Genomic DNA, 23420 nt, shown 5'->3' on the forward strand with positions numbered 1-23420 from the left:
TTTGCTCCCCGCCGTATTTCTCTGCCACCTGATTTATCCAAAGAACTTCAATTCTGCTATGGCCTGCCTCAGCCCTCACTTCTTTTGTACCTCGTTTCCAGTTTTTCAACCGCTCATCATAAATCGAATGGGCGTAGCCAGGTACGTTGTATGTGGAGGCATGTGGCTAATAATCTATTTAGCCATACTCCATTCACTACCTGGATAATGCAATATTCTCCGTGCTCCCAATGAAATCGTCTCCTTTATTTATTTCATTTTTTATTGCGAGGACTCTCAATTCTGATGTGGAAACATTGATCCGTCCGTTGTATAAAACTCATAGGCATAGAACTGATTGTCAGATATACGTTGTTTGATCATTTGCTCAGTGCGGTCATAAAGCGCCGTATATTTATAGGAGCCTGGTCCAGCGACACAGTACCGTAAGGCGACCGGCACTTCTACCGGAAGAACTTGACACCTAAAATGACGAGCTCTCGATTTGGTCAGCATGATGCACATATCCAAAAAACGTTCATTCCCGATCCAACTACTGCCGGTCCAGATAGGCAAACCGGATTTCTTGACGAGTGAAATATCCTTCAAACTCTTTCGGACGATGCTGCAGGAGAGCCCTTAGCTCCATGTATGGCCACACTCCTCTAATATGGATTTATATAGTCGCCCTAGCCTGTGACAGCTCCAAATAAATTCGCATCACATCTGGATTTTCTTGATTAAAAGTTTCATTACGCAGAGCTTGTATATGGTACTTCCTCTCCATTTCCGTCATTAGCGTACTAAATTGCTTATCTTTCTCTTCCTGGGACAGCTGATCACTGAGCAGCAATAACTTGGCATACTCCCCTCGAATTGAGCTCATCTATTCGACTTGCAAATTTATCCAATAAAAATCCCTCCTTCTAAAAAATGACCATGCTGGGGGTATCATCCTATCAGCATGGCCATCTCCTCATTACCAGCCTTGATGCAATTTAAAGTAATCCGTCCAATGGCCAGCAATCGTAATGCGAACCGTGGTCGACTTTTGGATGCCGTTGCTATACGTCACTCGGAAGACAAACTCGTAATAGCCATTGCTCAGCTTCTCAATCGGCTTGTCCGCATTTTGGTTCCCAATGTGACCGGACCAATGTAGCGTATTCGTAGATCCAAGCTGTGTGTTTCCAATGCCGACAACGGAAACATCGACTCTTGTTGCTCGCGTAGTGCTCGTACCGGTATTCGTCGTTTGAGCACTTAACACGAAACGCTCCCCTGCCCAGAATGTCGATACCGAACGTTCTTGTCCAGGGTTCTTTTCATTCCAGGCTAAACGATGCTTCTCCCAATCTTCTGTATGCGTAACCTGTCCCGTGATACTCAGTTCTTGAACGAGTACGGTTTTATTCACCGCAACCGCCGGTGCTTTGCCATCATTAACCGTCATGCGCATGTGCCAGTTGCCCACCTGCAGCATACGCAAGCTCGGTCCTGTATTCGGGTAAGTCGCACCCGTCGGCTGCAGGCTGTAGTTGTATGTCGTCATGATTCCTCTTGGATCCGTCAGCTCATACTTAATACTTAATGTGTCTCGATCCGGATCCGACACGATGGAGCGGAAGGTAACGGTGTCTCCCTCATAGACTGGATTAGGCAACCATGTGAAGTCTGCTGTCGGCGGCTGATTCGTCTCAATATAGAAGTACCTGACCGTACTCCAATTTCCCCATTCATATCCGTCATGGGCGCGAACCTGAACATACATGTTGGTCTTTTCCGGCAGATCTATGCTTGGCGTCCAAGTGACCTCTGCGCCATCTATGGCGTCGGAGTCATGAAGCAGGATACCGCCATAGCGATAGATTTGTACCTGGTATCTTTGCTGCCTATCGTTATCCGCATCGGAATAGGTCCATCTGAATTCGGGTCGCAAGACCGTCATTTTCGTCGGACTGTTTTGATTCGTACTCGCAGGCACCGTTAGATTGGCTACTGGCTTACGGTTAATGACATTGATCTCCTGCTCGTTCTGCGCATTTGCACCGGCTGAGTCCTCGACAAACTGCCTGATCTTGTACGTCCCCAACTGGTTAAATGTTGTGGTCCAGCTCGTCCTTGAATTACTGCGAATGGTTTCCCCACCGTTTGCCGTCTTGTTTCGGACGTAGTAGGTGTGAGCTAAGTTTTCGCGGCCGCCATCCTCTGCATCGCTTGCGGTAGAATTAATCGTTACAGTCACACCGCGATATGTCGTCGTATGGGATTTCGTGAATCCTGGTGTTGGCGGCGTATTCGGAACGGCGACCTTACCGACATCCAATGTACGGACTGCCCAGGTGCTCCAAGCCCCATACTCATCTTTTACAGCCAGGCCAATCTCGTATTGTCCGACTTCCTGTGGCGAGACGATCTTCTCTGCTACGTATTCACCGGCAGGTGTAATGTAATAGAAGCGTTTCTCTAGGATACCTTTGGTCGCTCTATAATCAATGCCAGTGTCCTCGTCAGAATAATGAGTCGCGGATTCGTAACGATCCGGATCATGGCTGCGATCGGTCCAAAGAATTAAACCGTCCGATTCGCCCTGCACGACATCAAAGTCAGCTATAGGCCGGCGATGGACCGTAATGTTACGAACAAACTCATTAGAGTCCTTCCTATAGGCGTCAAACGTCAAGTCAGGCATCAAGTAATCAAGATGTGGATCGTCACGCCCTTTAAGTGCAATCTTGTAATCCCCTACCTTGTCCAGGAGAAGATAACCGTCTTCGATTGACTTATTATGCAAGTTAGACAAGCCTTGATTATTTATAAATCTTACTGTGTGGAATAGAGACCAACCGAGCTCAGCGATTGAATCATCCTCTGGATCTTCAAACAATACATTATCCGTCCGGATTGCAGCTGCCGCATTATCCTCTTCCCATATTGCATATTGAGTGCTCCATGTATCTTGCTGTTTCAGCAAAAATCCAATTTTTGCGAAATCAACTAATCCCTTGTCTGAAAACATTCCGAAATATCCATCGTCAAATTGATTGTCCTTTACATCGAAATAAGGAACTTTGTTAATATGAACTTTGATATTTTCTCCGATAAACTGAACCTTGAAATTGTACTCGATCCCTTTCTGTGTTATAAAAGGTTTTTGATCAATAATGGTTCGTACCCCATTAACGTATTTTGACAGATACACCGTCGTTCCATCGTTTTCTACCGCATAACGGTTTAATGGATTACTCATCCGGAACGACATGCCTGCCAGATCATCATTAACTGCAGGCTGATGCATAGTCATCGTGTAAATCAGTTCTGCGTCCGGGAGTTTGTTGTCCGATACAAACTGTCCAAGTGAGAACGCATCGTATACTAATGGATCAGTTGTCGGCGTCCCTACATGCAAGACCGGAGCAAAATCACTATAATTCGCATTGGTAGTGTTCGAGAAGCTCATATACATCCCGTCTCCCACATACATACCGAATTTTCCGACTTCTAGCGTCCCAATATACATAAAATTCACCCAAAGGATCGCTGAGCTTTGGAACGAATAGCGCACAGCACCTGCAGTATCCCGCACGCTAGCGGTCCGACTTGAGGAATAAAGCGTCTTCCAACCCTCGGCCGTCCATAGATTAGAATATCGCGTAAAGTCGGCTGCCAGTTTATTGTAAGCGCCGTTCCAGCCGATCTCAAACCCGGTGCTTGCAGAACCAAAATATCCGTTAGTTACCGCGTTCCAGGTGCTGATTGCCCCCGTTCTGGTATTGATGCATTGGTAATAGACGTCCATGCCAAATCCGTTTGGATTAAACGAATTCACCAGCAGCTCATTAGCAAACGGATTGACGACTATATTGGAATAACCGTCCGCTGGATCACCTACTTCATGAGAGTAACTACCTTCCATATTGGAATAGTTACCAGCTAGCTTGGTGCGCCAGACCACAGATAAATCCTTCTGACTGACCTTGATGATATGGATTTCCTTCGGATAGGTAAACCCGTCTGGGTCGCGGCAGTACGTAGGTTCCATAAAGTACCAACCATCCAAATCCGCTGTCGGTTCTGACAATCCGACAGTACAGGTTCGGTTATAGTTCGTATAGGGCTTCTGCTCAGTATAGGGTGCACGTCCAAAATATGGACTCTGACGAACGATTTCTCCATCTCTGTTCAATTCATAGAGCACATTAGTGTTGGAATCATAAGAAACAACAATAAGATGATCCCCGATCGTCAAATAAGGTGATGCTGATCTGGTCAAAATCTGATTGTCCAGCGTACTGGATATAAACTCTCCGGTAAATGCGTCATACGCCCGTATATCCACATAAGTGCCGTAATCATAGATTCGGTCGCCGTTATACCAATAATAACTGCAACTGCCTCCACAATCCCAATTGACGATTTGATAAACCGTTTTGTCCGTCACGACATAATTGCGAATATTGGATTGTGTGAAGTTCTTTTTCCCAAGATAAGTTGCTTCCGATAATATCTTTTTGGAATCTTTATACACGTATGCATCAAAGGTCGGTGTAGGACCGGCTGTCATTATATTATGCGGCCCCAGTTCAAAGTCATAGGGACTACCATCCAACCATTCATGAATATAATTCAAATCATAGCCGTTCGTTGCGTGAGATGTACCTTTATACCGCCCAATTTTACTTTTGTTAGCTGCATAGAACCGCATGCCTAAGTGGAAGTAGAAGCTGTCTCCCGATTCTCGGGAGGGCTCGGTGAAATAGAAATGAGACTCGTTTGAATATACTTTCATTTGCGGATTGACTTGTCCGCCGAACTGCATCGCTTGCAGTTTTCCGCTCTTCTCAACTAGCAGCGGCTGCATTTTTGCTGATTCCATTGATGTCATAGCACGGTACGGACTTAGGTTATTTTTGCCAAAACCCAAGTTTTGGAATGGCCACGACCAGGAATAGTTGTTATTGATATTGGATCGATACATGGATCGGTATGCTAGGTTTTCTGGCAATTTTCCTGTTCCCCCTGAAAGTACATCCCCGTCCATAAACCATTTTACCGACTTACCAAATCCCAGAGTGTTGCTATTGATATCATAGAGCTTCCAATCTTTCAAGATATCCGCAGGAAGAATAAATTCATGCGGGTCTAGTTCGGGCTGATTATTTTGTCCCTCAAGATCAAACGAAATGGTTGGAGCATCATTTATGACATCTAACATCAGCAGCTCCTCTGTCTCATCGAGCGTATCATCTGTCTGACCATAATCCTCAGTTACCTTGGTATAGAAGAGATACTTTCCGACTTTGCTCGGTTTAAATGTAAAGCTGAGTTTTGAGCTGGCGTTAATGGTTTTCCAGTTGTCATTTTCGAATCCATCGTTAGCGGCATCATACTTGTACCTGTACTCGGCACTCACTATTTTATCGTTATCAGGACTGAAGGAGCGGTTGTAAATATCAATGTCTTGATTTCGAATTGCTAAACTTGGCACTTCAAGCTTTGCAACAGGAGGCTGGTCCGGCTCAACGATTATTTGGCAGACCCCAGGATCTAAAGACTTAAGGCCCACACTATCATAGACATGAAGCTGTACTGTCTCAATAATATTTAGGTTTGTCGTGTTCGTGTAGATCGTCTTTTTGTTCGTCCATTCATTTTTCGCATGATCGATAGTTCTTCCTAGTGGACTATAGCTTCTGCTCGCATCAAAGAGTGAGCCAACTATTGTACGCCCCGACTTTACAACTGGCGGACACAGCGCGATTGCAATAGGGTTTTTTGGGACAACTTTAATGTAGGTTGATGCCGTTGATGCTAGGCCCCACTCATCCCTCATTTGCGCAGTCACGTGATGGTAACCAAGAGTGTCCATAACAACACTATGATATCCATTGGTATATTCGCTATAGCGCTGAGGCAAAGACTGAATGAATTGGTTGCCGTTTTCAGTATCGAACCCCATAAAATGAAGCGAGTCGCCGTCAGGATCGATAGGCGTTGGCACAGATGGATCTTGAATGTAAATCAGATTCAGGATCGTGCCTTCCACCACTTCATAGAGAGGTATGGTTTGAGCCTGTGGGTGAACAAAGCCAATTCGGAACTGTGGTGGTCGATTTCCTGCCATATCGTTTACTGTTAGCGTCTTGTGATTGATCCAGCCGCTCTCACCACAGCTCGTCTTGATGTTGATGCTGACTGTATGAGAGCCTACACCAATAATCCAAGGATAATTACTGTAGCTGTACGATGTCGTCGTGTTCTGGCCAGCCACCGGCGAAGTCGTGAACGTGCCGTTCCGCTCAATCTTGTAGCGATGCGACTGAAACGTACATCCATTCATAACAAAATCCTTCGGCTTCAGCGCGAAGGATTCCCTATAGTTAATCGTATCCGGAATAATGTCGAAGTCGCCAGTAAAGGCAGGCGGGCTGACTTCATAAAAAAAGGTCACGTAAGCCGACTTTTGAGCACTGCTCAAGTTGACCGTGACCGAGTTTCCCGTTTGAACGGTATTGCTATATTGATTGTACGCGACATTACGCCCTACGACTTTACCATAACTTGCATCTGCACTGACTGTCCGAGTGTGCGGCAGTGGCTCCGCGAGTGGCGTTACCGATTCAGCAGCCTTCGCAAAATTCCCTGTCGGCCCTTTACGTACCATGTGCCGTACATTTAACTGAGTGACTTCATTTTCTTTGGACTGCCACTCTACAACCAGGCGCTTATCCTTGTACTGATAGGTCGTCGCCTCGAGGCGGAATGTGAATGCTGCATACCACCACATCTGTCGGGCTCCAGGATTTGCCCAATCCTTATAGTAGCCTTTCTCCAGCGAGTTACTCCCGAAGTTTTGCTGGTAGAAAACTCTGATACTATTTTTAGACTCTACCTCAAATCTCCCAAGATATTGCGTAGAAGGATCAGCATATCCTTGTCCACCATGAACCGAGTTTGCAACGCGCATATCATGATCTGTCATAATATCTACTGGTTTAATAGTTTCAACAGCTACAACTTTGTCAGGCAATGAAGCAAGAGCCAAGTTTCCATTCACATGATACGAACCATTTTTTGTTAACTTTAAGGACAGTAGGTCATCTGTACAGTTAGGGTACGCTTTATACCCCCAGCTATCTGCAGGAGCAGAAGGACAAGTCGAACTATTCTCGTATCTAATATTATTTGCTGTAGCTCGCCATAAATTACTACCGCCGGAACGATCCCAATAATAGATCCCTCCCCATGTTTGGCTATCTAGGGTCTTTACCATAACAGGTGTTCCGCTAAGTGTATCTTCGCCAACATAGCTTTCTTTGCCACTCCATGCACCAGGCGCACTTCGTAATAAAGTTCCGTCTTCTTTTTCCCAGAATAGATTTTTAATAATGAATCCTGGATTAGATGCAATGTTAATCGACACTTTTTTTGATGATTGATCGCTATATACATAACCACCAGTGGAATGATCATTCGCATGTGTCGCATAAACAGAGTTAACAGTGACTGTTGCTGCGTTCACTTCTGCTCCATTCCAGCTTAGTAAAAAGGCAACTAAAAATAAAAGAGCACTCCATTTTTTCATCGTCTAACCTCGCTTTTATTTGCTGTAATGAGTTGTTGTACCATAAAAAATCGTATTTGTAACAGGATCTCCGTAATAACCGCTTGTGTAGAAAGTAAAGCTGATTATTCTATCTGGTTTGTTTTTATCACTGCCGATGTTCTCATTGAGACTATAACCAGAATTAGGTATTGCCCATACCATTACACCGGATCCAACTCCATTCGCACCTTTAGATGGTCCGAATGAGCTAACATGTTCGAATCCCTTTTCTTTTGTAATGAGTACACTCGGTTGAACAAGTTTATCAAATGGAAATGGGGAAGGTTGTTTATAGCTCTGAGTTCTCAAAGTAACTTCACCCACATATTGCTTAGGATTCTTATTCGTAAATGTCTCGTATTCAATGTACATCGCATAAGCATCAGAGGGCATTTTCCCAAAATTCCCATCTCTAAAACCAAGCAAATTTGTTTCAGGGAGTAGTTTGCGGTAAGGATCCTTCGCATCATCCAGGTCGATTAGAATAATCCGTTTCACTTCGGAATGAAGGGTCGCATTCTGGAAGACCAAATTCTCAAGTTTATAGCCAATCCGCATGCTGACACCTTTAGGATCATCAAAGATATGGGGTGCCATTGTAAAGGCATTCGTCTTCAACCAAAGCAATTCTGCTTCAGCAGTTGCATATTTGTCCGAAACAAGCTTCTTCCCTTCCCTAAGACTCAGAATGCGTTCAATGACAGTTACCGCTTGAGCCCTGGTCGTTGTCCGGTCTAGGTCGATAACATTACCACCAAATCCATTCAAAATGCCACGACCAAAAGCTTGATGGACTAAAAAGCCCTCATAATACTTTCTCATAAAAGCATCCGACCGCGTTATCTTGTTGTTCGTTGCTGTAAGTGGCCAGCGATTAATCTCGGCTTCTTTTGTGATACCGGATGATTCAACCGTATGCAAAGTGTCATCAGCAGCTCGTACAGCCAGCCAAGCCATATGCTGTCTGACGATATTCTCGTTCATCTTCTTTGCGTCAAAGTCCTGGGATTGATAGATACCGGCATTCTTTGCTGATTCAACATATGTCTCATACCAAACACTGCCTTCCGGCGCAAAGTCCAATCCAAGCGCGGTTACAATCATTTTTACAAATTGAGCTCGTGTAACCGGCTGGTCCGGCTTAAACGAACCATCGGGGAAACCATTCACATATCCCTTTTGTACGGCTTCATCAATCTGAGCCTTAGCCCAATGCTTTCCGGTATCCTTAAAATTTACCGGCTCTGCGTGTGCATAGATCGTAGTCAGACTGCTAAACAACATAAAAGCCATTATTACTTTCACAAATCGATGTCTCATAGCAAGCATCTCCATTCTATAGTTTGGTCACGATATCATCGTAATGTTTTCTGGCAATGAAAAAGTATGATAAAAGTATGATTTCTCAAAGGGTCCATTAATTCTTTGTCCCAATACCATTCGTTAGTTTTTCATAGAGATGACGAATAGCCAGGCGTACCACTTCAGCTTGTTTCATTTTGGGTTGTTCAGCCTTTAAGATTGCTAGACTTACCTCCAACTGGCTTAGGGTCTCATCATCCACACGCACCAACAAATTGCTTGTTTTCGGCTTTTCAGTCGGTCTCCCCATCTTTTTCGGCATCCCATAATCCTCCAAATTAGTTTATACTGACAATTTAACTTTTGTATATACAAATGTCAACATCTAATTTTGGACATAAAAAAAATCCCCCTCCTAAGGGAGACTCCGTTGTTTTATCAAGTTGTTATAGGAGGCCTAGCCGTTGCTTGGTATGATCATACCATTTTTGATCAATCTCAAAAGCCGTCCACTGTCGCCTCTCCTCTTCAGCAGCTGCTGGAACTACGCCGCTACCGGCAAATAAATCCACAACTAATTCCCCTTCCTCACTGCTGTTTCGGATCAGCTCCTGCATGAGCGCAATCGGCTTTTCTGTTGGGTGCTCCGTCTTATTGCCATGGATGCGGGGGATCCGGATAATATCACTCTGACTCCTCGTCGATATTCTTCTGTTCTTCCTCTCCCCTTTGACTGCAAAAATAATGAATTCATGGCGATAGCGATATTGCCAGCCTAGGCCCATCTGCGCCTTATCCCAAACGATGCAGTTTTAAATAATAAATCCTGCCTGCCTCATCCAGAGCGCCATATCCGGATACATCCGCCAGTCAATACACACATAAATGTGGCGACCTGGCTTCAGTATGCGGTAAGCCTGGTAGATCCATTGCATGCTGAAGGTTTGATATTCTTTAGGGCGTAGATGATCGTTTGCGATGATATCAAATCGCGGCTGCTTTGTCTTGGTCTGAGTTGTCCCGCCAAACTTCAAATTATAGGGCGGATCCGCAATGATAAGATCGGCCGATCCATCTGGAATGTGTTCTTTTGATCCAGCTATACAGCATGCATGATACAGCATAGATTCCCTCCCATAGATGAGTAACATGATGATTTATGAAATAGTAGGATTTACGGATAGGTAATCGAAACGCTATAATAAAAAAGAGCCGTGCTGCGAACACGACTCAAACCATGCTTGGCTTATATGTTTACCTTAGAAACAGGCCGTTTCCTTTTCCGGAGGCGGCCTTTTTTCGATTATCAGCTATAACGACAGTCAGCAGTTCGTTATTAGAAAAGTTCCTTGCACTTGGCCAGGACTGCGCGAAGATCCGAATCATGTAATTGTCCCAGGCTGCGAATAATGCTATTCAACGGAATGGCATGCAGCTTGCTCGTTCTGGCCACGGAAGGCTTGGCCAGTCCAGCGGCTTCCCAGTGTTGTATCTCTACATCAAAAGACGTCCTGGCTCCGCTGCTTGTGACAGGCGCGATCAGAACGTCAATATCGACTACCATTTCATTCCCGACGACAACGACGGGACGTTTTTTCATCTCTCCGAGTCCGGAGGCAAACACGTTGGCCAGCAGAACCTCCCCCTGCTTATAGCCGGTCATACACATCGTCCTCTCCAGTAAACCAAAAATCGTAATTCTTGCCGACCGCGAAAGCGCCAGGCGCATAGCCCTGCCGTTGAAGCAATTGAGCAAGAACGCGCTGCCGCTCTTCCGGCTGTAGTCCCTGCAGGAGATTCTCCACCTGTTTCAATACCTCATTAACACGATTATCCATACACCTTCGCCTCCCTTTCCCCCATTATACCAAATGTAACCGATCAGAACATGTATTCATGGCTGCTTCCAACCGTATAATTAAAATCGCGTGAGATGCCATAGAAACGCGGATGCTTGACCTGAACAATCGTCACGATAGATGGGCCATTCAGCGTATCCCCATAATAATAGGGCGGCCCGCTATTATAGTACATCGGGAATTCACCGTCCTCGACGCGTTCAAAATGCACGACTCTGAATGAGGACTGCCAGATACTCTCCGGCAAAGGCTGAAGCATCGTATCCAGCTTATAGCTACGCTGAATGGAGGCAAGAAAAGCTTGCTCGGCAGTCTCCTGCAGAAAGACCACTCGCCCCTCCTCGAGTGCTTCCGGATCCACCTGAAGGGCAGCATCATGCGTGGCCACCTTCAGCCCATCCTTGAGTTCTACCTTTAGTTTACTCTGCAGATACTCATCATGACTCCAGGCGTCATAATACAGCCAGATCGGCATCAGCAAAATGATCGTGATGACCCACTTCATAGCTGACCTTCCACGTACTCGGACATGATCGGAATACTGTAATAATAATCGCGGCTGCTTGAGCGGCCAAATAAATCAAAGATTTCAGTCCGGCCTTGCGGATAACGGAGCGTGACCGTGAGCACTTCTCCACGTTCGACGGCCGTTGTAGGGCCGGAGATGATGACTTTTTGCCGGTTAAAGTAAACCGACTCTAATTTGGCAAGAATAGCCTCTCGTATTTGTGGTGTCAGCCGGCCCTCCAGCGCAGCGAGGTGGGCCATCTCATATGCCTGCTTCTGCAGCACCTGGTCTCGGTATTGAATCGTTCGATTAATGCTCGGTTGAAACCAAACATAGAACAGGATCGGCGAGAGAATCAGTAAAGCAATGACACTTTTCATCCCTTATTGCCGGTACATCCCTCCAGGATGCACCGGCTCCCTCCCTTCACGAACAACCTTTATTCCTTTAAGGCAACGCTGTCGGAACGGTAATGGTATCGGAGATTTGGCTGGCACGATCACGCTGCGTCTTGGCATCGCCGAATGCACCTTGATCGGAGAATACGGTCAGGCTGATCAGTACCAGTGTTGCTGCGATTAGAAGTACGACTGCAATTGCTTTTCCCATGTGAATTGGCTCCTTTAGTCCTTGTTCGGACTTGTTTAGTTTGCTTTTTCGCATTTAAAGTACATTCATTAACGTATCTTGATAAGCACCGGCTAACGTGCTGATAAAGAAGATCACCGCAATAATAGCCAGGAAGACGACGGTAAACCCAATGTAGCCATTGGATCGAAGCTTCCGCTTGCGCCGCTGACGGCGGTAGTCCAGGAAGGACTCGTAATGTTGCTCAAGCAGATCTGATGCCGTATCCGGATTACTTTCGTTTATCTTGGCCATGATCAGCGCCAGCATCTTGGCTTCTTTGGAGCCGATGCGAGCACCAAAAGCCGTAAAGGCAGACGGTCCATCTAGCGGCAGATCAAAGATAAGCTGATCAATATCTTTCCGGAGCGCCTTTAAGTAACGCCGGTACTCCTTCAGTTTGGCCATGACGCTTTGGTAATGATCTGCGGTCTCCGTGTAACAGTCATTGGTAAAGAGCATAAATAGCAGCACGACTTCATCGTTTTTCTGCTGCCTACGCTCCTTACCTACAGCACCCAGCAAAAGATTGGCGGGCATAAAGGATCGCCCCGTGAGCAGTAGCACATATAGGACGGCCAGGATGATCATGACCGCCAATGGGTACTCCTTAGTCATCAGAAAGACAACATGAACGATGAGCGTGAGCAGGATAAAGACCACATCGCGTACGAGCTTAAAAGACCAGGCCGTCAAGCTGCTCAGGCCAGCCTCTGCTGCGACTCCTTCCCACTTCGGATCCTTATACCACCTCTCCATGGCAGGCCTGGATGAAGTAAACCAAGCCTCCGCTTGCCGCATCAACGGCGGCGGGCTACGGCGGCGGACGTAGTGCAGCTCGCGAGCGAGAAGCAGCATGCCCGTTGCAGCCATACTGTATAGCAGCATTTTAATAAGTAGGATAGCCACCGTTTCTCCTCCTAGACTTCAATTTTAGGTTTTGATAAGACCAGCGATGTTGCGAGTCCCACAAAAATAAAGAAAATACAAAGGACCAGTCCCTGGAATACAGCCGGATTAGTCCAAAGCATCTTGGACACCGATCCATCAAACAGATCATTCATAAAGAAGAGAATGCTTGGGACAATGACTAGAGGAAAGAAGCCCATAATAATCGACTCCATATACTCCGTCTTCTCCCCTTCGACAATCTGTTTCCCTTCCGTCATATCCTCGTGCAGCTTGACCAGCGCCCGTTCGATATTGCGATTTTCGAGTGCGGCCTTGATGAGCAAAATGCCTAACTGCCTAGACCACGTATTTTTAATCTGATAAACAAACAATTCCGCTGCTTCCGGCATCGCGGTACGTCCCTCGACCTGTAGGAGTGTCACCATACTGAAAAACGTCCGTTTCATCGGTCCCTCAATTTCCGTGGTCAACTCCGATAGGACATGATAGAGATTCGCCTCATAGCCTGGCGTCCGGTATTTCATCAGCAGCAGCTCTGTTGCATCAATCAGGGCATAGCTATTCGCGTTCCGGATCATCTGCAGCTGAATTTGTTTTAAGGCGTAGGGGATAGCAGCCGTCAAGATCCCCATCAGGAGCGCATTCGGATTCCACCAGTCACCGAGCTGCCCACCTGGAAGTTGACCGTGGCTCCCTACGAGCAAGACAAAGTAGGCCAAAAAAAACAAGCTGCCGCTTAAAGTCAAAAATTGAGCGACGCTTGTCCGTGTGAACTTCGTGGGATGGCTCGTTGCGCGGAGCAGCAGCTCCAGGTGCGTGAACCGGCTCGCATACTCATCCGTAAGGCTTGCCTTGGGCGTAGCCCCCAAGTATCCTTGTGACCGCCAGCGCCGTAGAAGCGGTGCGAATACGACACCAGTAAGCTGATAAGCGCCGAATGCGTATAGCAAGATGAGGATGATCTTTACGGCCGTCTCCGGCGTTACGTTTAACATGTCTCTCCTCCCCTATTCTTTGGATGACCCCATATGGGACAAGGCCACCTCGACATGGTCGCCGGTCATCGGCTTGATGGATGCGAGCTTTTGCAGCGATTTGAGGAGGACATCCACATAATCTGGAGCGGTGCGCCGCAGCTTCTCTAAGGTCCGCTGACTGAGCGAGTTCTGATAGCGCCATTCACCGGCTTCCGTTTCCCACCGTGCCAAATCGTGGACACTGACCTCCAAGGTCATAGGATCCAATCGGATCTCACAGATTTTATCCAGCCGCTTAGCCCCACCAGGCAGCTCCCGCATCACAAAGACGATATCCAGATTCTCAGCAACCCGTATGAGTTCCTCCTCATAGCTGCGTGATGGATAGCGCTGCAGGATGAGCCTGGCGATTTGGCCTGGCATGTTCCGCACCTGGTCCGTATGATAGGTCGTCATCGATCCGCCCTCACCGCGTTCGGAGGATAGCAAATAGATTTCTGCCTCCAAACTCCGCAGCTCCGACACCACGCAGAAATGATAGTCCGACCGAAGTACCTGATCAAAGATTTCTTCGTAATCGGCATCGGTCCGAGCAATCATCTCAATAATTTGTCCCTCCGGAATGAGTTCTCCGCAGCTCCGCATGCATACGTTCAATATTTACCGCCACCTGATTCTCGCGGTAGCGGATCCCAAATAACGCTTTGAGCAGCGTCGACTTTCCGCTTCGCACCTTTCCAAGTACAGCCACGTTGGTCATCGCTCTAGCCAGGACATCGACAATGGGCACCATTTCCTCCGGCATCGTGCCGTTTCGCGTCAATTGCTCCAGTGTCGGGTGCGGCATCGTATAGTTCCGGAAGACAATGACCGGCTGCCGGACTCGTGGCGAAATCATAATCATGACCCGTGATCCATCCGCCATGTCAATCTCCAGCTTGGGATTGTATTTGCTGATGTTTGCAAATTCGTCCTTCAGCCGCAACTTCTCCACAATAATTTCCTCGACATGTCGAATGGATTTGTAGCCAAATGGCTGTAGCGCTCGCTCCCCTGGAATATCAAAGTATACATTCCGTCCAATAATGCGAGCGGATTGCGACGAGGCAAACTTCGGATGCTTCCACCAGCAGGAGATGACACCAAGACCGAATGTCTCCTGAAACAGCCCTTCCACGAGCGACGTATACGGCGCTGGCGCCTCCACATCAAGCCGTTGTCGCCGCACAAAGGCATCAATTTCATCTTGGAAGAGCTGTACGGCAGCCGGTGCGCCTAGCACCGCATCGTGCTGTATCTGCTGCCATTTTTTCATGTCCACCTCCGTGCGCTGTTCATTCTGCTCACGAAAATGCACCTTAACCTTATCGCATGCCTCTTGGAATGAGAGTGAACGTTTCGTCTCCCGTTTCCCCCCTACAAGGACCAGCTGTTTCGATACCTGGCTGGGTTCCTGCTTAAGCGTGGCTACCTGAAAATCCGATTCCATCCATTTCGTTGCTGTTTTCATACACGTACCGCCTTTCGGAACCAGCCCTTCCACTTCGCCGGTTCATCTGCTGTGAGCTCAAAACGTTGCTGAATCAAAGCCACGAATTGCTTCAGCTGCTGCGCATACTTTGCGGAGTCGGATGTCGCGAGCAGCCTACGCTCCCCCTCGCATTGCCAGGCTCCCTCAACATGCGGCAACCAACCAATCGACGGGAGCCGCATGCCATCAGCCACTTCCTTTGCCTCTCCGGCACGGCGGCCATGATTAAGCAACATCATGTATGATAAATCCGGCGCGATCAGCTGCAGCACGTCTCGCTGCCGCTGCCATTGTGCCAGAGCCGAAGGCTGGCTTGTGGTGAGTACAATGCGCATATCCGCCATCATGACGGCCTGCAGACAGAGATTATTGTCTACGGAGGATCCTGCATCGACAACGACCACATCGAACGCCTGTTTAGCGCAGGCGAGGATATGTTGCGCGGCTGCTGTCGGATACCGATACTTTTTCGTCAGGTCCGCGTTGCCTGCTAAGTACCAGAATCCCGATTCATGCTGATGCATATGCCGAATCAGCTCTCCTGCCGATAAGATGTCGACCTGGGTATGCAGCTCGTTTAAGTAGCTTCCTTTGTACACCATAAATGCATCGCCCGGCGTGCAGCAGTTAAAACCGATCACGCCGACCTTTACTTGTCGGCTCGTGAGCGCGAGCTGCTCCGCCAATTTTAACGCCGTGGCGGTGACGCCAGATCCTCCGAGCGTTCCTACCATGGTCAGAATCTTTCCACCCTGTTCCGTGATCGTGTGTAGCAGATACCGTCTCCCAATCTCTAGCGCGATTTGGTCCGCCGTTCGCTTTGGCGGCAGTACGTCCACGCCTGCTCGCCTTCCGATGAGCTCCACGTCCCCATAGGCTGCCGCGTCGGCTTGATAGCTTGCCAGGTAAACGAGCTTCTTCCCCGCGTATGGCTTTACCCATGCCTCCAGCTCATAAGAGGGCACCTCGCGATCGGAGATGATGAGCAGTTCGCTCAGGTCAATCAGGTTGGTATACTCTTCGCGCTGATCCGCTTGCAAGGCATAGACCGCCTTCACGCCTTGGAGCGCCTGCAACTGCTCACGCAATTGATCATCGCGCCCAATAAAACCGATATTCATAGCTGGCCCTCCCCCTATTCGCCTCCATAGCCGACGATAAATTGATAACCGTGGTCAACAAGCGACGATAGCACTTTCAACTGCTGATCGTTTAACTGAAGCTCCAGCCTACGCCCGCGGACTGTCGCGGTGTCACGGATATTGGGGTTTGTTCCCTCCGAAACCGCACTTCGCACTTCATTGACGCCCGTATCTTTGTAGTAAGCGACAAGCACGTCCTCCATGACTTTACGAGCTGATTCTGGCAGCTGTGCTGGCTCCAGATCCGGATCCGTCGTTCCGGTTTCCGGATTGACATTGCGCATCTCCGCTTCACTTGCCGTATGGACGGCATAGAGGGAGATGGTATCCAAACGCCTTAAGCTTCCTGGCACCGACAGGATCCACTTGTCTGGAATTTCAATGATGCTCATATCCGGCGATTTCAGCAGCGATTGCTTATCTACCCGATTCAGCGTCAGTTGATCACCGGTCTCGATCAGTTGCAGCGCCTCCTGACCAATGAGCGCCGGTATCTGATCAGGGGTTAAAGCGCCAGGAATGACCAGTTCGTCCTTCATCACGATGACTGCCAGGTCAGCATCCTGAATTTGCTCATGCGGCATGATTTGACGGGCAGCAGTTACGACTTCCGTGGTGTCCCACTCTGTTGACCATCGTGCGTCAAGCATATACAGCACCGCCAGCGTCGCGATCATGAGCGCTACATAGAGCACGATGCGGTTGATTTTCTTCCAGGTATTCATCGTCTCTCTCCTTCCGGCATGCCGACTTGGCGGCCTGCCACTTTATAATTCTGTGATCTTACGTTTAAAGAGGATCGCAATCATCGCAAATGTCATTGGCACCACTATAGTCGTCGACATGGACATAGGCGCCGCAGTGGTCACACCAGCGGAAATAATTTGCTCGATCTTCGCGATTAGTCGACTTCCCATTTTGTTTCAACCATTCTACGATTTCTTCTTCTGTGTATTTGGGTATTTTGTTTTGAGACATGTCTATCCCTCCAATTTGTTTTTGTAATCTAACCGCCATGCATGAAAGGCTGTCTGAAGCTCTCGAACAGCTACGTCCGAGCCTGACCAGTAGATACGATCCTTCAATCCGTTGAGCAGCTGCTCGAAATACGCCAGATCGGAGTGGTCCGCCTTCTCATCCGCCAGCTTGTCCCGCTGTTCCGGAGCAGCACGCTTTTGGATTGCCGACAAACAGGCCTCCTCCAGCGTGACTCCAGGCATCGCCATCTGCTGTTTAACGGCTTGAAGGATGAGCGCATCCTGCTGGCCAAACACGCGCCGATTTTGCTCCCTTTCAAAAAAGTATCCAGCCTCCTCGAGCACCTTGCACCAGCGGCGCAAGGTACTCTCCGGCATTTCCAATTCGGCTGCGAGTTCTCTCGGTGCTAACTTGCTCATGACCAATCTTGCGCGTAGTTGGCATGCTGCTGGTTACATGACTGCTCAAACTGCTTCTGATCGTTGAGCTCATATTGGGTAAAGCAATCCACGTTTTGGCCTGAGAGTTCGTTAAAAATGTTGACGATATTGGAGCCCTCGTTTTTCTCGAATCGGTAGTTACCGACTCTACATGTCAATTTCCCCACGCCCTCATCTCCTTTCTGAAAATTTGTCCATGCAAAAGGGCCACCCATGTGGATGACCCTCTCGAATTGGCTATGTTACAAGAATAAAGCTTTTTGACAACGGAATCGTATGATAAAAGTATGATATTTATTTGAGTATCAGTAAAGTAAAAACCCGTTTTTACAGGGAAAAATAATTAAGGTTCAGTCTCCCAACCTTGAGCTGGATTCCCTACTTGCCCAGACATTATTGGGATTAAAACTATATCATTTGTAATTCTTCATAATATCATTAATTACATCAATAGTTACAGGAGAAAGTGATCGTAAATCATCCAGTGTATCTAAGTGTAACTTATGGTTTTTTATAGTTTTATACGGATAATCAGAATCTTTAAATAACAATTCACGTTCAACTAAATTATCTATTGCTCTCTTATATTTCTTAGCAATACTAGTTACTTGGCTAGGAGATAATTTTGACCACTTTTTCAACTTTGTGTACATTCCCTCTGGATCATTAAATCCCACAAAATCCCTATGGCCAGTTTCTCTACTGTATGCTAATAGCAAAATCTCTTCATCGAAAAGTACTTTTGTCCTGATGAGTTTTTCTAATCTAGATTCATTAAAGACTGCCGTTGTACTAGGTTTAGTCACATTACTATCGTGCACGTTTTTTTCTTGTTTTACTCGTTTTAGCACAACTTGGTAGAGATGATTGATAACTTTATCTTTGTCATAGTCAGAGTAAAGACCTGAATTTCCATATTTCTCTTTGAATTCATCTACTCTGGCCATGTCCTCGTAATTCTTGTTATCTCTCGGAACATCCTTTTGAACAAAGTACACCATTACATCTTTGTTTTGATCAATAAAGATTTGTATTTCCTCTAATGTTCCTGATTTGTGCTTTAGTGTTGGGGTACCCATTTTAGTCCAAAAAATACCGACTAGGATGTCGCAATTATTAATAAGCTGTTCATTAATAATTTGTTGGGGATCTTCGCCGTGATGAGCAGGAAAAGTATCCTTTTCCCATCGTTTAGGGAGCAGTATAATGTTAAGGTTTTCAGAATAACGACGGTTCCATTGGTAAACTGCTTGCTCAACTTCATCTCTTTCTACTGCTACATCTGATGGGGAAGCAATAAAAACGTTCAATACCTCTGCTTGAAAACTCATATGTATATCAGTCCTTTTGAGGATTCATTTCAACTATTTTCATAGTACCCTTAGTACATTCGAGATGTATATCTGTTTTTTTGAAACATAATAATTTCTATTGATAACAGCCAGAGTTTTCTCTAGGGCTGTTATCGCTAAAATCAGTGTTTTGTTGTCATTTACTACACTATTCTACTAATAGATTTTCATCCTTATTAATAAAAGAGGAAACCTCACCATTACTCAAAAAAAATACCTCAGAGGCGCCATATCTCCAATAATTTTCATTATAAATTTCATCAGGAGTACCCATTGCCTTTATTACTAATTCTTTATTAGAACCAACCTTGAAAGGTTTAGCAATATAATCTTTAATTCCTAATGATACTTTCAGTGTATTGTCGACGTTTTTCCAGCCAATAACTTTATCTTGCGAATTAAACTGAATAAATGAAGCCTCATCATCCCCATAATGCCACCAGTGAGCATCACCATTTGATGACTTTCGCTCTTTCTTTTGTTCTCCCATGACATTAAATACATCCTCTTTCATTGACCCTAGAGTAACACAATTTTTAGCTTGGCAATTCCACTCAATTTTTATTACTTCAGTTTCAGTTCCAGTCTCGGTTTCAACAACTCCTTGAATACTAAGGCTGCTATCTCCCCCAGAGCTCGAAGAATCAAAACCGCTTACACCACCATTCCCGAATCCTGCTTGTCCCGATTGATCTTTTATTTGGGGTATATCTTTGACTGGTTTTTCACTGGAATTCCCACCGAACACGCCACCTTCATGAAAAGTGTCGTAACTATTAGAACTTTGTGTTAGGTGGACCTCACTGTCATAGAAAAAGGAGGCATAGACAAATACAACTACTAGAGCTAATACCACGAATGTTCCGAATTTACCAATAACAAAATCTATTGTATCTCCCACGATTAAAAAAGAAAATCCCTTTAATCTAGAATGCCTTGGGATAGACTCATCTAATAAATATCTCTTACTGGAATATGTATTACCAGGTTTAGTATAGTCCCGATAAAATTCCTCTATGGCTCTCCACTTAACAGTGTTAGCATAGCTTCTCGACTTCACTTGGTTCACATAATGATTAAAAGTGCTGTCGCTACTAGTGAAATCTCTTTTGAGCTTTTTCGGTATTTGATCCTTAGTGTCTAATGACAAGAATCCTCTTATTGAATCATTACGCACAATAGCTCTTATCGTTCTTTCTTTAAGGTATCTTTTTGAATATCTATTTAAATGTTTATACTCTTCAATGATCCTTTCATTTAATTCAAATTCTTTTTTCATCGCTTCTCTGACGTTAATTTGCGCCAATTCGTTCAATTGATCATCGATCACAACATCGTCTCCTCACTAAAGATCCAATGTGTCTTTCGACATTTAAGAAGGATTTACCTCTTTTAGTGTCGAAAGAACTAGTCATTAAGGAGGATGTTATGAGCACTAAGCGGAGAAAGAAATCTAATCAGAAGATGTCTATTGGACAACTGATCATATTCCTAGTCGCATTCGCAATTCTAATGACAGCTGTCTGCTTTTACGTCTATGAAGCTCTTGAGGATATGCCTGAACGTGCAAAAAACTTTAGAATTGGGGTTGGCGATTAATTCGCTTGCCTTGGCTATCTTTCTTTACACATTTTTGGTTCCCACGTTCTTGGTTCCCTCGTACTTGGTGTAAAAACCCGCATGAAATCAACACTTTTGCTCTTTCTTTGGCTTATAAGCAACCCGGAACCAAAAACGGGAACCAAAATTAAGATAGCTCCATATAAGCATCCATTTGTGATTCAGTCCATGCAATTGTATAGCCAGTCCTTGCACTTTCAGGGCTGTTTAGCATTCCTTCCTCTACCAATTGGTGGAGACACTCTAAAATTCTTTCTTTACGAACAGAAAAATGTTCACGTAATTCATGTGTTCTTACTACACGTTTTCGACAAATGTGCAATCGAACGCGACTTAACAAATCACTCGTCTCTATTAGCGGTCGCAACTTACTCTCCGCATCATAAGGACCAACAATCCCCTCTTCCATCATTCGCTCAGCGAGCGAAGCCGCCTCCCCAAATCCAACTCGCAACTTTCCTTGAATCGTCGATACCTTAAAGCCGCCTTCCTCGCGTACAATCTGCAAGGCCTGTTCGTACTTATCCCGAGCTGGCCCTTGTGGAGAGGGAATCTCTTTTTTCAAATTGTTCATAGGTGCTGAGTTCTCTTCATCGTCAACTTCCCATGGCACTTCATTCTCATCCTGCTGTTCCTCAGTCCAACGCTCGGACGGCTCGCTGCTCTCGATGGATCTAGAAGGCTGCTCTGACGTTACAGGCTTACGATTCAAATTAGACTCATCAACCGGCTCCTGACCCCACTCAGTTGTGACCAATGCTGCTCCGAGATCACACCGGGTCCAATGGTCAATCAGTTGCTCAATAAAAGCCGTGTCCTCCCCATCGGCCACGCTAATCGCTGCGCTTTGGAATCGCTGAAGATCCCCACCCTGAACCGTACAAACACCATCCCCAAACCCAAGCAGCTTCGGCGCACCGCGTTCCAACACCGTCATATAGTCCTTCGTACTTGGCAGCTTGAAGGTAACCCTTGAAGGTAAATTGCTTTTAATGGTGCCGGTCACGACATTCACACTTGGCCGCTGCGTTCCTAAGATGAGATGGATGCCCGCTGCCCTGGCCATTTGCGTTATACGCTGCACAGCATCCTCAATGACGTCACCGGCGACTAGCATAAGATCCGCGTACTCATCAATGACGATGACAATGCTCGGGAGTGGCTGCTCCGGATGCTTGGCGTTATAGCTGGCCAAATTACGTGTTCCGGTTTCGGCAAAGAGCCCATACCGTCGTTCCATCTCCACAATGACCTTCTCAATCATATGAACAGCCATTTTCATATCCGTGACCGGCGGTGCGAGCAGATGCGGCAATCCTTTGTAGATGCCGAACTCGACTTGTTTGGGATCGATGAGCAGCAGCTGCAGCTGAGCCGGTGAGCGGACGCTGGTCATCGAAGTGAGCAGCGTATTGACGAAAACGGACTTACCGGATCCCGTAGCCCCGCATACGAGCAGATGCGGCATTTTCACCAGGTCGAACAACAGAGGATTCCCGCGAATATCCAGTCCAAAGATCATCGGCAGGGTCGCCTTCTCAGCAACGGCGACCAGTTGCGCCGCAATGTCCCGCATGTACACAAACGCCCGATCACTTTGATCATGCGGAATGACAAATGAGGCTGCACTCTTAAAATCTTTAGCGGCCGTAATATCAAAGCCTTGCTGGGGACCCAGGTGATTCGCAATATCATCCTTCTTGGCAGCGAGCTTGCTTAGCTGCACTTTTGGAGGCAGCTGAAACGACACGATTTGCAACACCGGACCGGCCTCCACCTTTAGAACACTGACATCTTCCTCCACCGTAAACTCTGCCAGTTGCAGGGCCGTCGAGATGACGCCGCCAGCACTCTCCATCGTCATCGCCGCTCGCGGCTTTGGGTTGGGATTAACCGGTAGCACCGTGAGCGGTGGGGTGAGCAACTGATCACCGCTCGGCCCTGCGGCCATGAACGCATGTCGCTCATCGCTCACGGGGTTCTGATCAGCGCCAGGTATCCTAGGTTGATCATAATGATGGGCACTGCTCAATGGCTGCACGGCCTGGCCGCGAGCGGCTCGCCATCTCGCCCACTCATTCAGTAGCCTGGCGCGGTGCTGCCAGAGCTTCAGCAGCGACCAGGGCAGCGCCGAGAAGACAATCCAGCTCCCCACAATGCGTGGCAAGAATGCTTTTGCCTTCTCCTGCATGATCGGCGGTGAATCCGGCATGACGAGAAAAATAAGGCAGATTCCAGCACCCAGCAAGCAAAGCCTGGTCACAAATTGCCAGTAGTTCTTCGGGAGATGATCCTTCTCTTCCGCATCATCCTTTTCGCGATCACTCATCCCGTGCCGCCTCTTCCCAAGGTCGTAATGAATTCACGCATCCCCGTCATGATCGACGTAAAGCCGGACTGCACGACCGGAAACCAAGCCTTGGCTTCGCCCACCACAAGCTTAAACGCCGCATCCGCGTTATAGATGATCATGATGACCAAAAAGACACCGAGCACTTTCCAGGCCCACTTTGGTATGACTAATTTGACGAAAAACTTGGGCAGCACCCAAAAGATGAGCAGAATGATCAGTATAAAGCTCCACATC

The 23420-nt window shown here is 46.8% G+C and carries 21 protein-coding genes and 1 pseudogene; all 22 read right to left on the bottom strand.

Features of this window, described 5'->3' with window-relative positions:
• Positions 1–958: 958 nt before the first annotated feature.
• The gene (locus tag PAT3040_RS13235; protein ID WP_146200420.1) at positions 959–7564 is read right to left on the bottom strand and encodes a glycoside hydrolase family 78 protein; all 6606 of its coding nucleotides are present in this window, start codon (positions 7562–7564) and stop codon (positions 959–961) included.
• A 15-nt stretch (positions 7565–7579) separates the two neighbouring features.
• A complete protein-coding gene (locus PAT3040_RS13245) occupies positions 7580–8905 on the bottom strand; it encodes an S-layer homology domain-containing protein (protein WP_181376596.1) in 1326 nt (441 codons plus the stop codon).
• Positions 8906–9002: 97 nt separating this feature from the next.
• On the bottom strand, positions 9003–9209 hold the full coding sequence (locus tag PAT3040_RS13250; protein WP_108993029.1) for a hypothetical protein: 207 nt from the start codon (positions 9207–9209) through the stop codon (positions 9003–9005).
• A gap of 124 nt (positions 9210–9333) precedes the next feature.
• Positions 9334–10038 (bottom strand): annotated as a pseudogene (locus PAT3040_RS13255) (DNA-methyltransferase).
• Positions 10039–10223: 185 nt separating this feature from the next.
• Positions 10224–10550 carry a type II toxin-antitoxin system PemK/MazF family toxin gene (locus PAT3040_RS13260; protein ID WP_181376597.1) on the bottom strand — a complete coding sequence of 109 codons (327 nt, stop codon included), beginning with the start codon at positions 10548–10550 and terminating at the stop codon, positions 10224–10226.
• A complete protein-coding gene (locus tag PAT3040_RS36985; RefSeq protein WP_181376598.1) occupies positions 10537–10725 on the bottom strand; it encodes a hypothetical protein in 189 nt (62 codons plus the stop codon). The genes PAT3040_RS13260 and PAT3040_RS36985 overlap by 14 nt, the downstream gene beginning before the upstream one ends.
• 43 nt (positions 10726–10768) lie before the next feature.
• Positions 10769–11251 carry a hypothetical protein gene (locus PAT3040_RS13265; RefSeq protein ID WP_108993031.1) on the bottom strand — a complete coding sequence of 161 codons (483 nt, stop codon included), beginning with the start codon at positions 11249–11251 and terminating at the stop codon, positions 10769–10771.
• Positions 11248–11634 (bottom strand): hypothetical protein, encoded by a 387-nt coding sequence (locus PAT3040_RS13270; protein WP_108993032.1) that lies wholly within the window; start codon positions 11632–11634, stop codon positions 11248–11250. Before PAT3040_RS13270 ends, PAT3040_RS13265 begins: the two co-directional genes overlap by 4 nt.
• A 67-nt stretch (positions 11635–11701) precedes the next feature.
• Positions 11702–11863, bottom strand: a complete 162-nt coding sequence (locus tag PAT3040_RS36990) for a hypothetical protein (protein WP_181376599.1) — start codon at positions 11861–11863, stop codon at positions 11702–11704.
• A 54-nt stretch (positions 11864–11917) separates the two neighbouring features.
• Positions 11918–12790 (bottom strand): hypothetical protein, encoded by an 873-nt coding sequence (locus tag PAT3040_RS13275; RefSeq protein WP_108993033.1) that lies wholly within the window; start codon positions 12788–12790, stop codon positions 11918–11920.
• An 11-nt stretch (positions 12791–12801) separates the two neighbouring features.
• Entirely contained in the window at positions 12802–13788 is a 987-nt protein-coding gene (locus tag PAT3040_RS13280; protein WP_108993034.1) for a hypothetical protein, read from the bottom strand.
• A 12-nt stretch (positions 13789–13800) separates the two neighbouring features.
• Complete coding sequence (locus PAT3040_RS13285; protein WP_181376600.1) at positions 13801–14370, bottom strand: P-loop NTPase family protein; 570 nt, start codon at positions 14368–14370, stop codon at positions 13801–13803.
• Between the two features lies 1 nt (position 14371).
• Complete coding sequence (locus PAT3040_RS13290) at positions 14372–15280, bottom strand: Flp pilus assembly complex ATPase component TadA (RefSeq protein ID WP_108993036.1); 909 nt, start codon at positions 15278–15280, stop codon at positions 14372–14374.
• The gene (locus PAT3040_RS13295) at positions 15277–16422 is read right to left on the bottom strand and encodes a CpaE/TadZ family protein (RefSeq protein ID WP_108993037.1); all 1146 of its coding nucleotides are present in this window, start codon (positions 16420–16422) and stop codon (positions 15277–15279) included. The genes PAT3040_RS13290 and PAT3040_RS13295 overlap by 4 nt, the downstream gene beginning before the upstream one ends.
• A gap of 14 nt (positions 16423–16436) precedes the next feature.
• A complete protein-coding gene (locus PAT3040_RS13300; RefSeq protein ID WP_108993038.1) occupies positions 16437–17168 on the bottom strand; it encodes an SAF domain-containing protein in 732 nt (243 codons plus the stop codon).
• Positions 17169–17232: 64 nt separating this feature from the next.
• Positions 17233–17421 carry a hypothetical protein gene (locus PAT3040_RS13305; protein ID WP_108993039.1) on the bottom strand — a complete coding sequence of 63 codons (189 nt, stop codon included), beginning with the start codon at positions 17419–17421 and terminating at the stop codon, positions 17233–17235.
• 2 nt (positions 17422–17423) lie between these two features.
• The gene (locus PAT3040_RS13310; protein WP_108993040.1) at positions 17424–17840 is read right to left on the bottom strand and encodes a MerR family transcriptional regulator; all 417 of its coding nucleotides are present in this window, start codon (positions 17838–17840) and stop codon (positions 17424–17426) included.
• Entirely contained in the window at positions 17837–18028 is a 192-nt protein-coding gene (locus PAT3040_RS13315; protein WP_146200422.1) for a hypothetical protein, read from the bottom strand. Before PAT3040_RS13315 ends, PAT3040_RS13310 begins: the two co-directional genes overlap by 4 nt.
• 246 nt (positions 18029–18274) lie before the next feature.
• Complete coding sequence (locus PAT3040_RS13320; protein ID WP_108993042.1) at positions 18275–19192, bottom strand: DUF4062 domain-containing protein; 918 nt, start codon at positions 19190–19192, stop codon at positions 18275–18277.
• A gap of 169 nt (positions 19193–19361) precedes the next feature.
• Positions 19362–20543 carry a hypothetical protein gene (locus tag PAT3040_RS13325; RefSeq protein WP_108993043.1) on the bottom strand — a complete coding sequence of 394 codons (1182 nt, stop codon included), beginning with the start codon at positions 20541–20543 and terminating at the stop codon, positions 19362–19364.
• 417 nt (positions 20544–20960) lie between these two features.
• Entirely contained in the window at positions 20961–23162 is a 2202-nt protein-coding gene (locus PAT3040_RS13330; protein ID WP_108993044.1) for an FtsK/SpoIIIE domain-containing protein, read from the bottom strand.
• The gene (locus PAT3040_RS13335; RefSeq protein ID WP_108993045.1) at positions 23159–23419 is read right to left on the bottom strand and encodes a hypothetical protein; all 261 of its coding nucleotides are present in this window, start codon (positions 23417–23419) and stop codon (positions 23159–23161) included. Before PAT3040_RS13335 ends, PAT3040_RS13330 begins: the two co-directional genes overlap by 4 nt.
• Position 23420: the final 1 nt, after the last annotated feature.

Origin of the sequence: Paenibacillus agaridevorans, assembly GCF_003112455.1 — a bacterium.
GTDB lineage: Bacteria > Bacillota > Bacilli > Paenibacillales > Paenibacillaceae > Pristimantibacillus > Pristimantibacillus agaridevorans.

Excerpts from the sequence above, each read along its gene's own strand:
- PAT3040_RS13310 (WP_108993040.1), bottom strand. The coding sequence starts at position 17,840 with ATGAGCAAGTTAGCACCGAGAGAACTCGCAGCCGAATTGGAAATGCCG.
- PAT3040_RS13265 (WP_108993031.1), bottom strand. The coding sequence starts at position 11,251 with ATGAAGTGGGTCATCACGATCATTTTGCTGATGCCGATCTGGCTGTAT.
- PAT3040_RS13320 (WP_108993042.1), bottom strand. The coding sequence starts at position 19,192 with ATGAGTTTTCAAGCAGAGGTATTGAACGTTTTTATTGCTTCCCCATCA.
- PAT3040_RS13300 (WP_108993038.1), bottom strand. The coding sequence starts at position 17,168 with ATGAATACCTGGAAGAAAATCAACCGCATCGTGCTCTATGTAGCGCTC.
- PAT3040_RS13335 (WP_108993045.1), bottom strand. The coding sequence starts at position 23,419 with ATGTGGAGCTTTATACTGATCATTCTGCTCATCTTTTGGGTGCTGCCC.
- PAT3040_RS13235 (WP_146200420.1), bottom strand. The coding sequence starts at position 7,564 with ATGAAAAAATGGAGTGCTCTTTTATTTTTAGTTGCCTTTTTACTAAGC.
- PAT3040_RS13285 (WP_181376600.1), bottom strand. The coding sequence starts at position 14,370 with ATGATTGCTCGGACCGATGCCGATTACGAAGAAATCTTTGATCAGGTA.
- PAT3040_RS13280 (WP_108993034.1), bottom strand. The coding sequence starts at position 13,788 with ATGTTAAACGTAACGCCGGAGACGGCCGTAAAGATCATCCTCATCTTG.
- PAT3040_RS13290 (WP_108993036.1), bottom strand. The coding sequence starts at position 15,280 with ATGAAAACAGCAACGAAATGGATGGAATCGGATTTTCAGGTAGCCACG.
- PAT3040_RS36985 (WP_181376598.1), bottom strand. The coding sequence starts at position 10,725 with ATGGATAATCGTGTTAATGAGGTATTGAAACAGGTGGAGAATCTCCTG.
- PAT3040_RS13295 (WP_108993037.1), bottom strand. The coding sequence starts at position 16,422 with ATGAATATCGGTTTTATTGGGCGCGATGATCAATTGCGTGAGCAGTTG.
- PAT3040_RS13270 (WP_108993032.1), bottom strand. The coding sequence starts at position 11,634 with ATGAAAAGTGTCATTGCTTTACTGATTCTCTCGCCGATCCTGTTCTAT.
- PAT3040_RS13260 (WP_181376597.1), bottom strand. The coding sequence starts at position 10,550 with ATGACCGGCTATAAGCAGGGGGAGGTTCTGCTGGCCAACGTGTTTGCC.
- PAT3040_RS13330 (WP_108993044.1), bottom strand. The coding sequence starts at position 23,162 with ATGAGTGATCGCGAAAAGGATGATGCGGAAGAGAAGGATCATCTCCCG.
- PAT3040_RS36990 (WP_181376599.1), bottom strand. The coding sequence starts at position 11,863 with ATGGGAAAAGCAATTGCAGTCGTACTTCTAATCGCAGCAACACTGGTA.
- PAT3040_RS13250 (WP_108993029.1), bottom strand. The coding sequence starts at position 9,209 with ATGCCGAAAAAGATGGGGAGACCGACTGAAAAGCCGAAAACAAGCAAT.
- PAT3040_RS13305 (WP_108993039.1), bottom strand. The coding sequence starts at position 17,421 with ATGTCTCAAAACAAAATACCCAAATACACAGAAGAAGAAATCGTAGAA.
- PAT3040_RS13245 (WP_181376596.1), bottom strand. The coding sequence starts at position 8,905 with ATGAGACATCGATTTGTGAAAGTAATAATGGCTTTTATGTTGTTTAGC.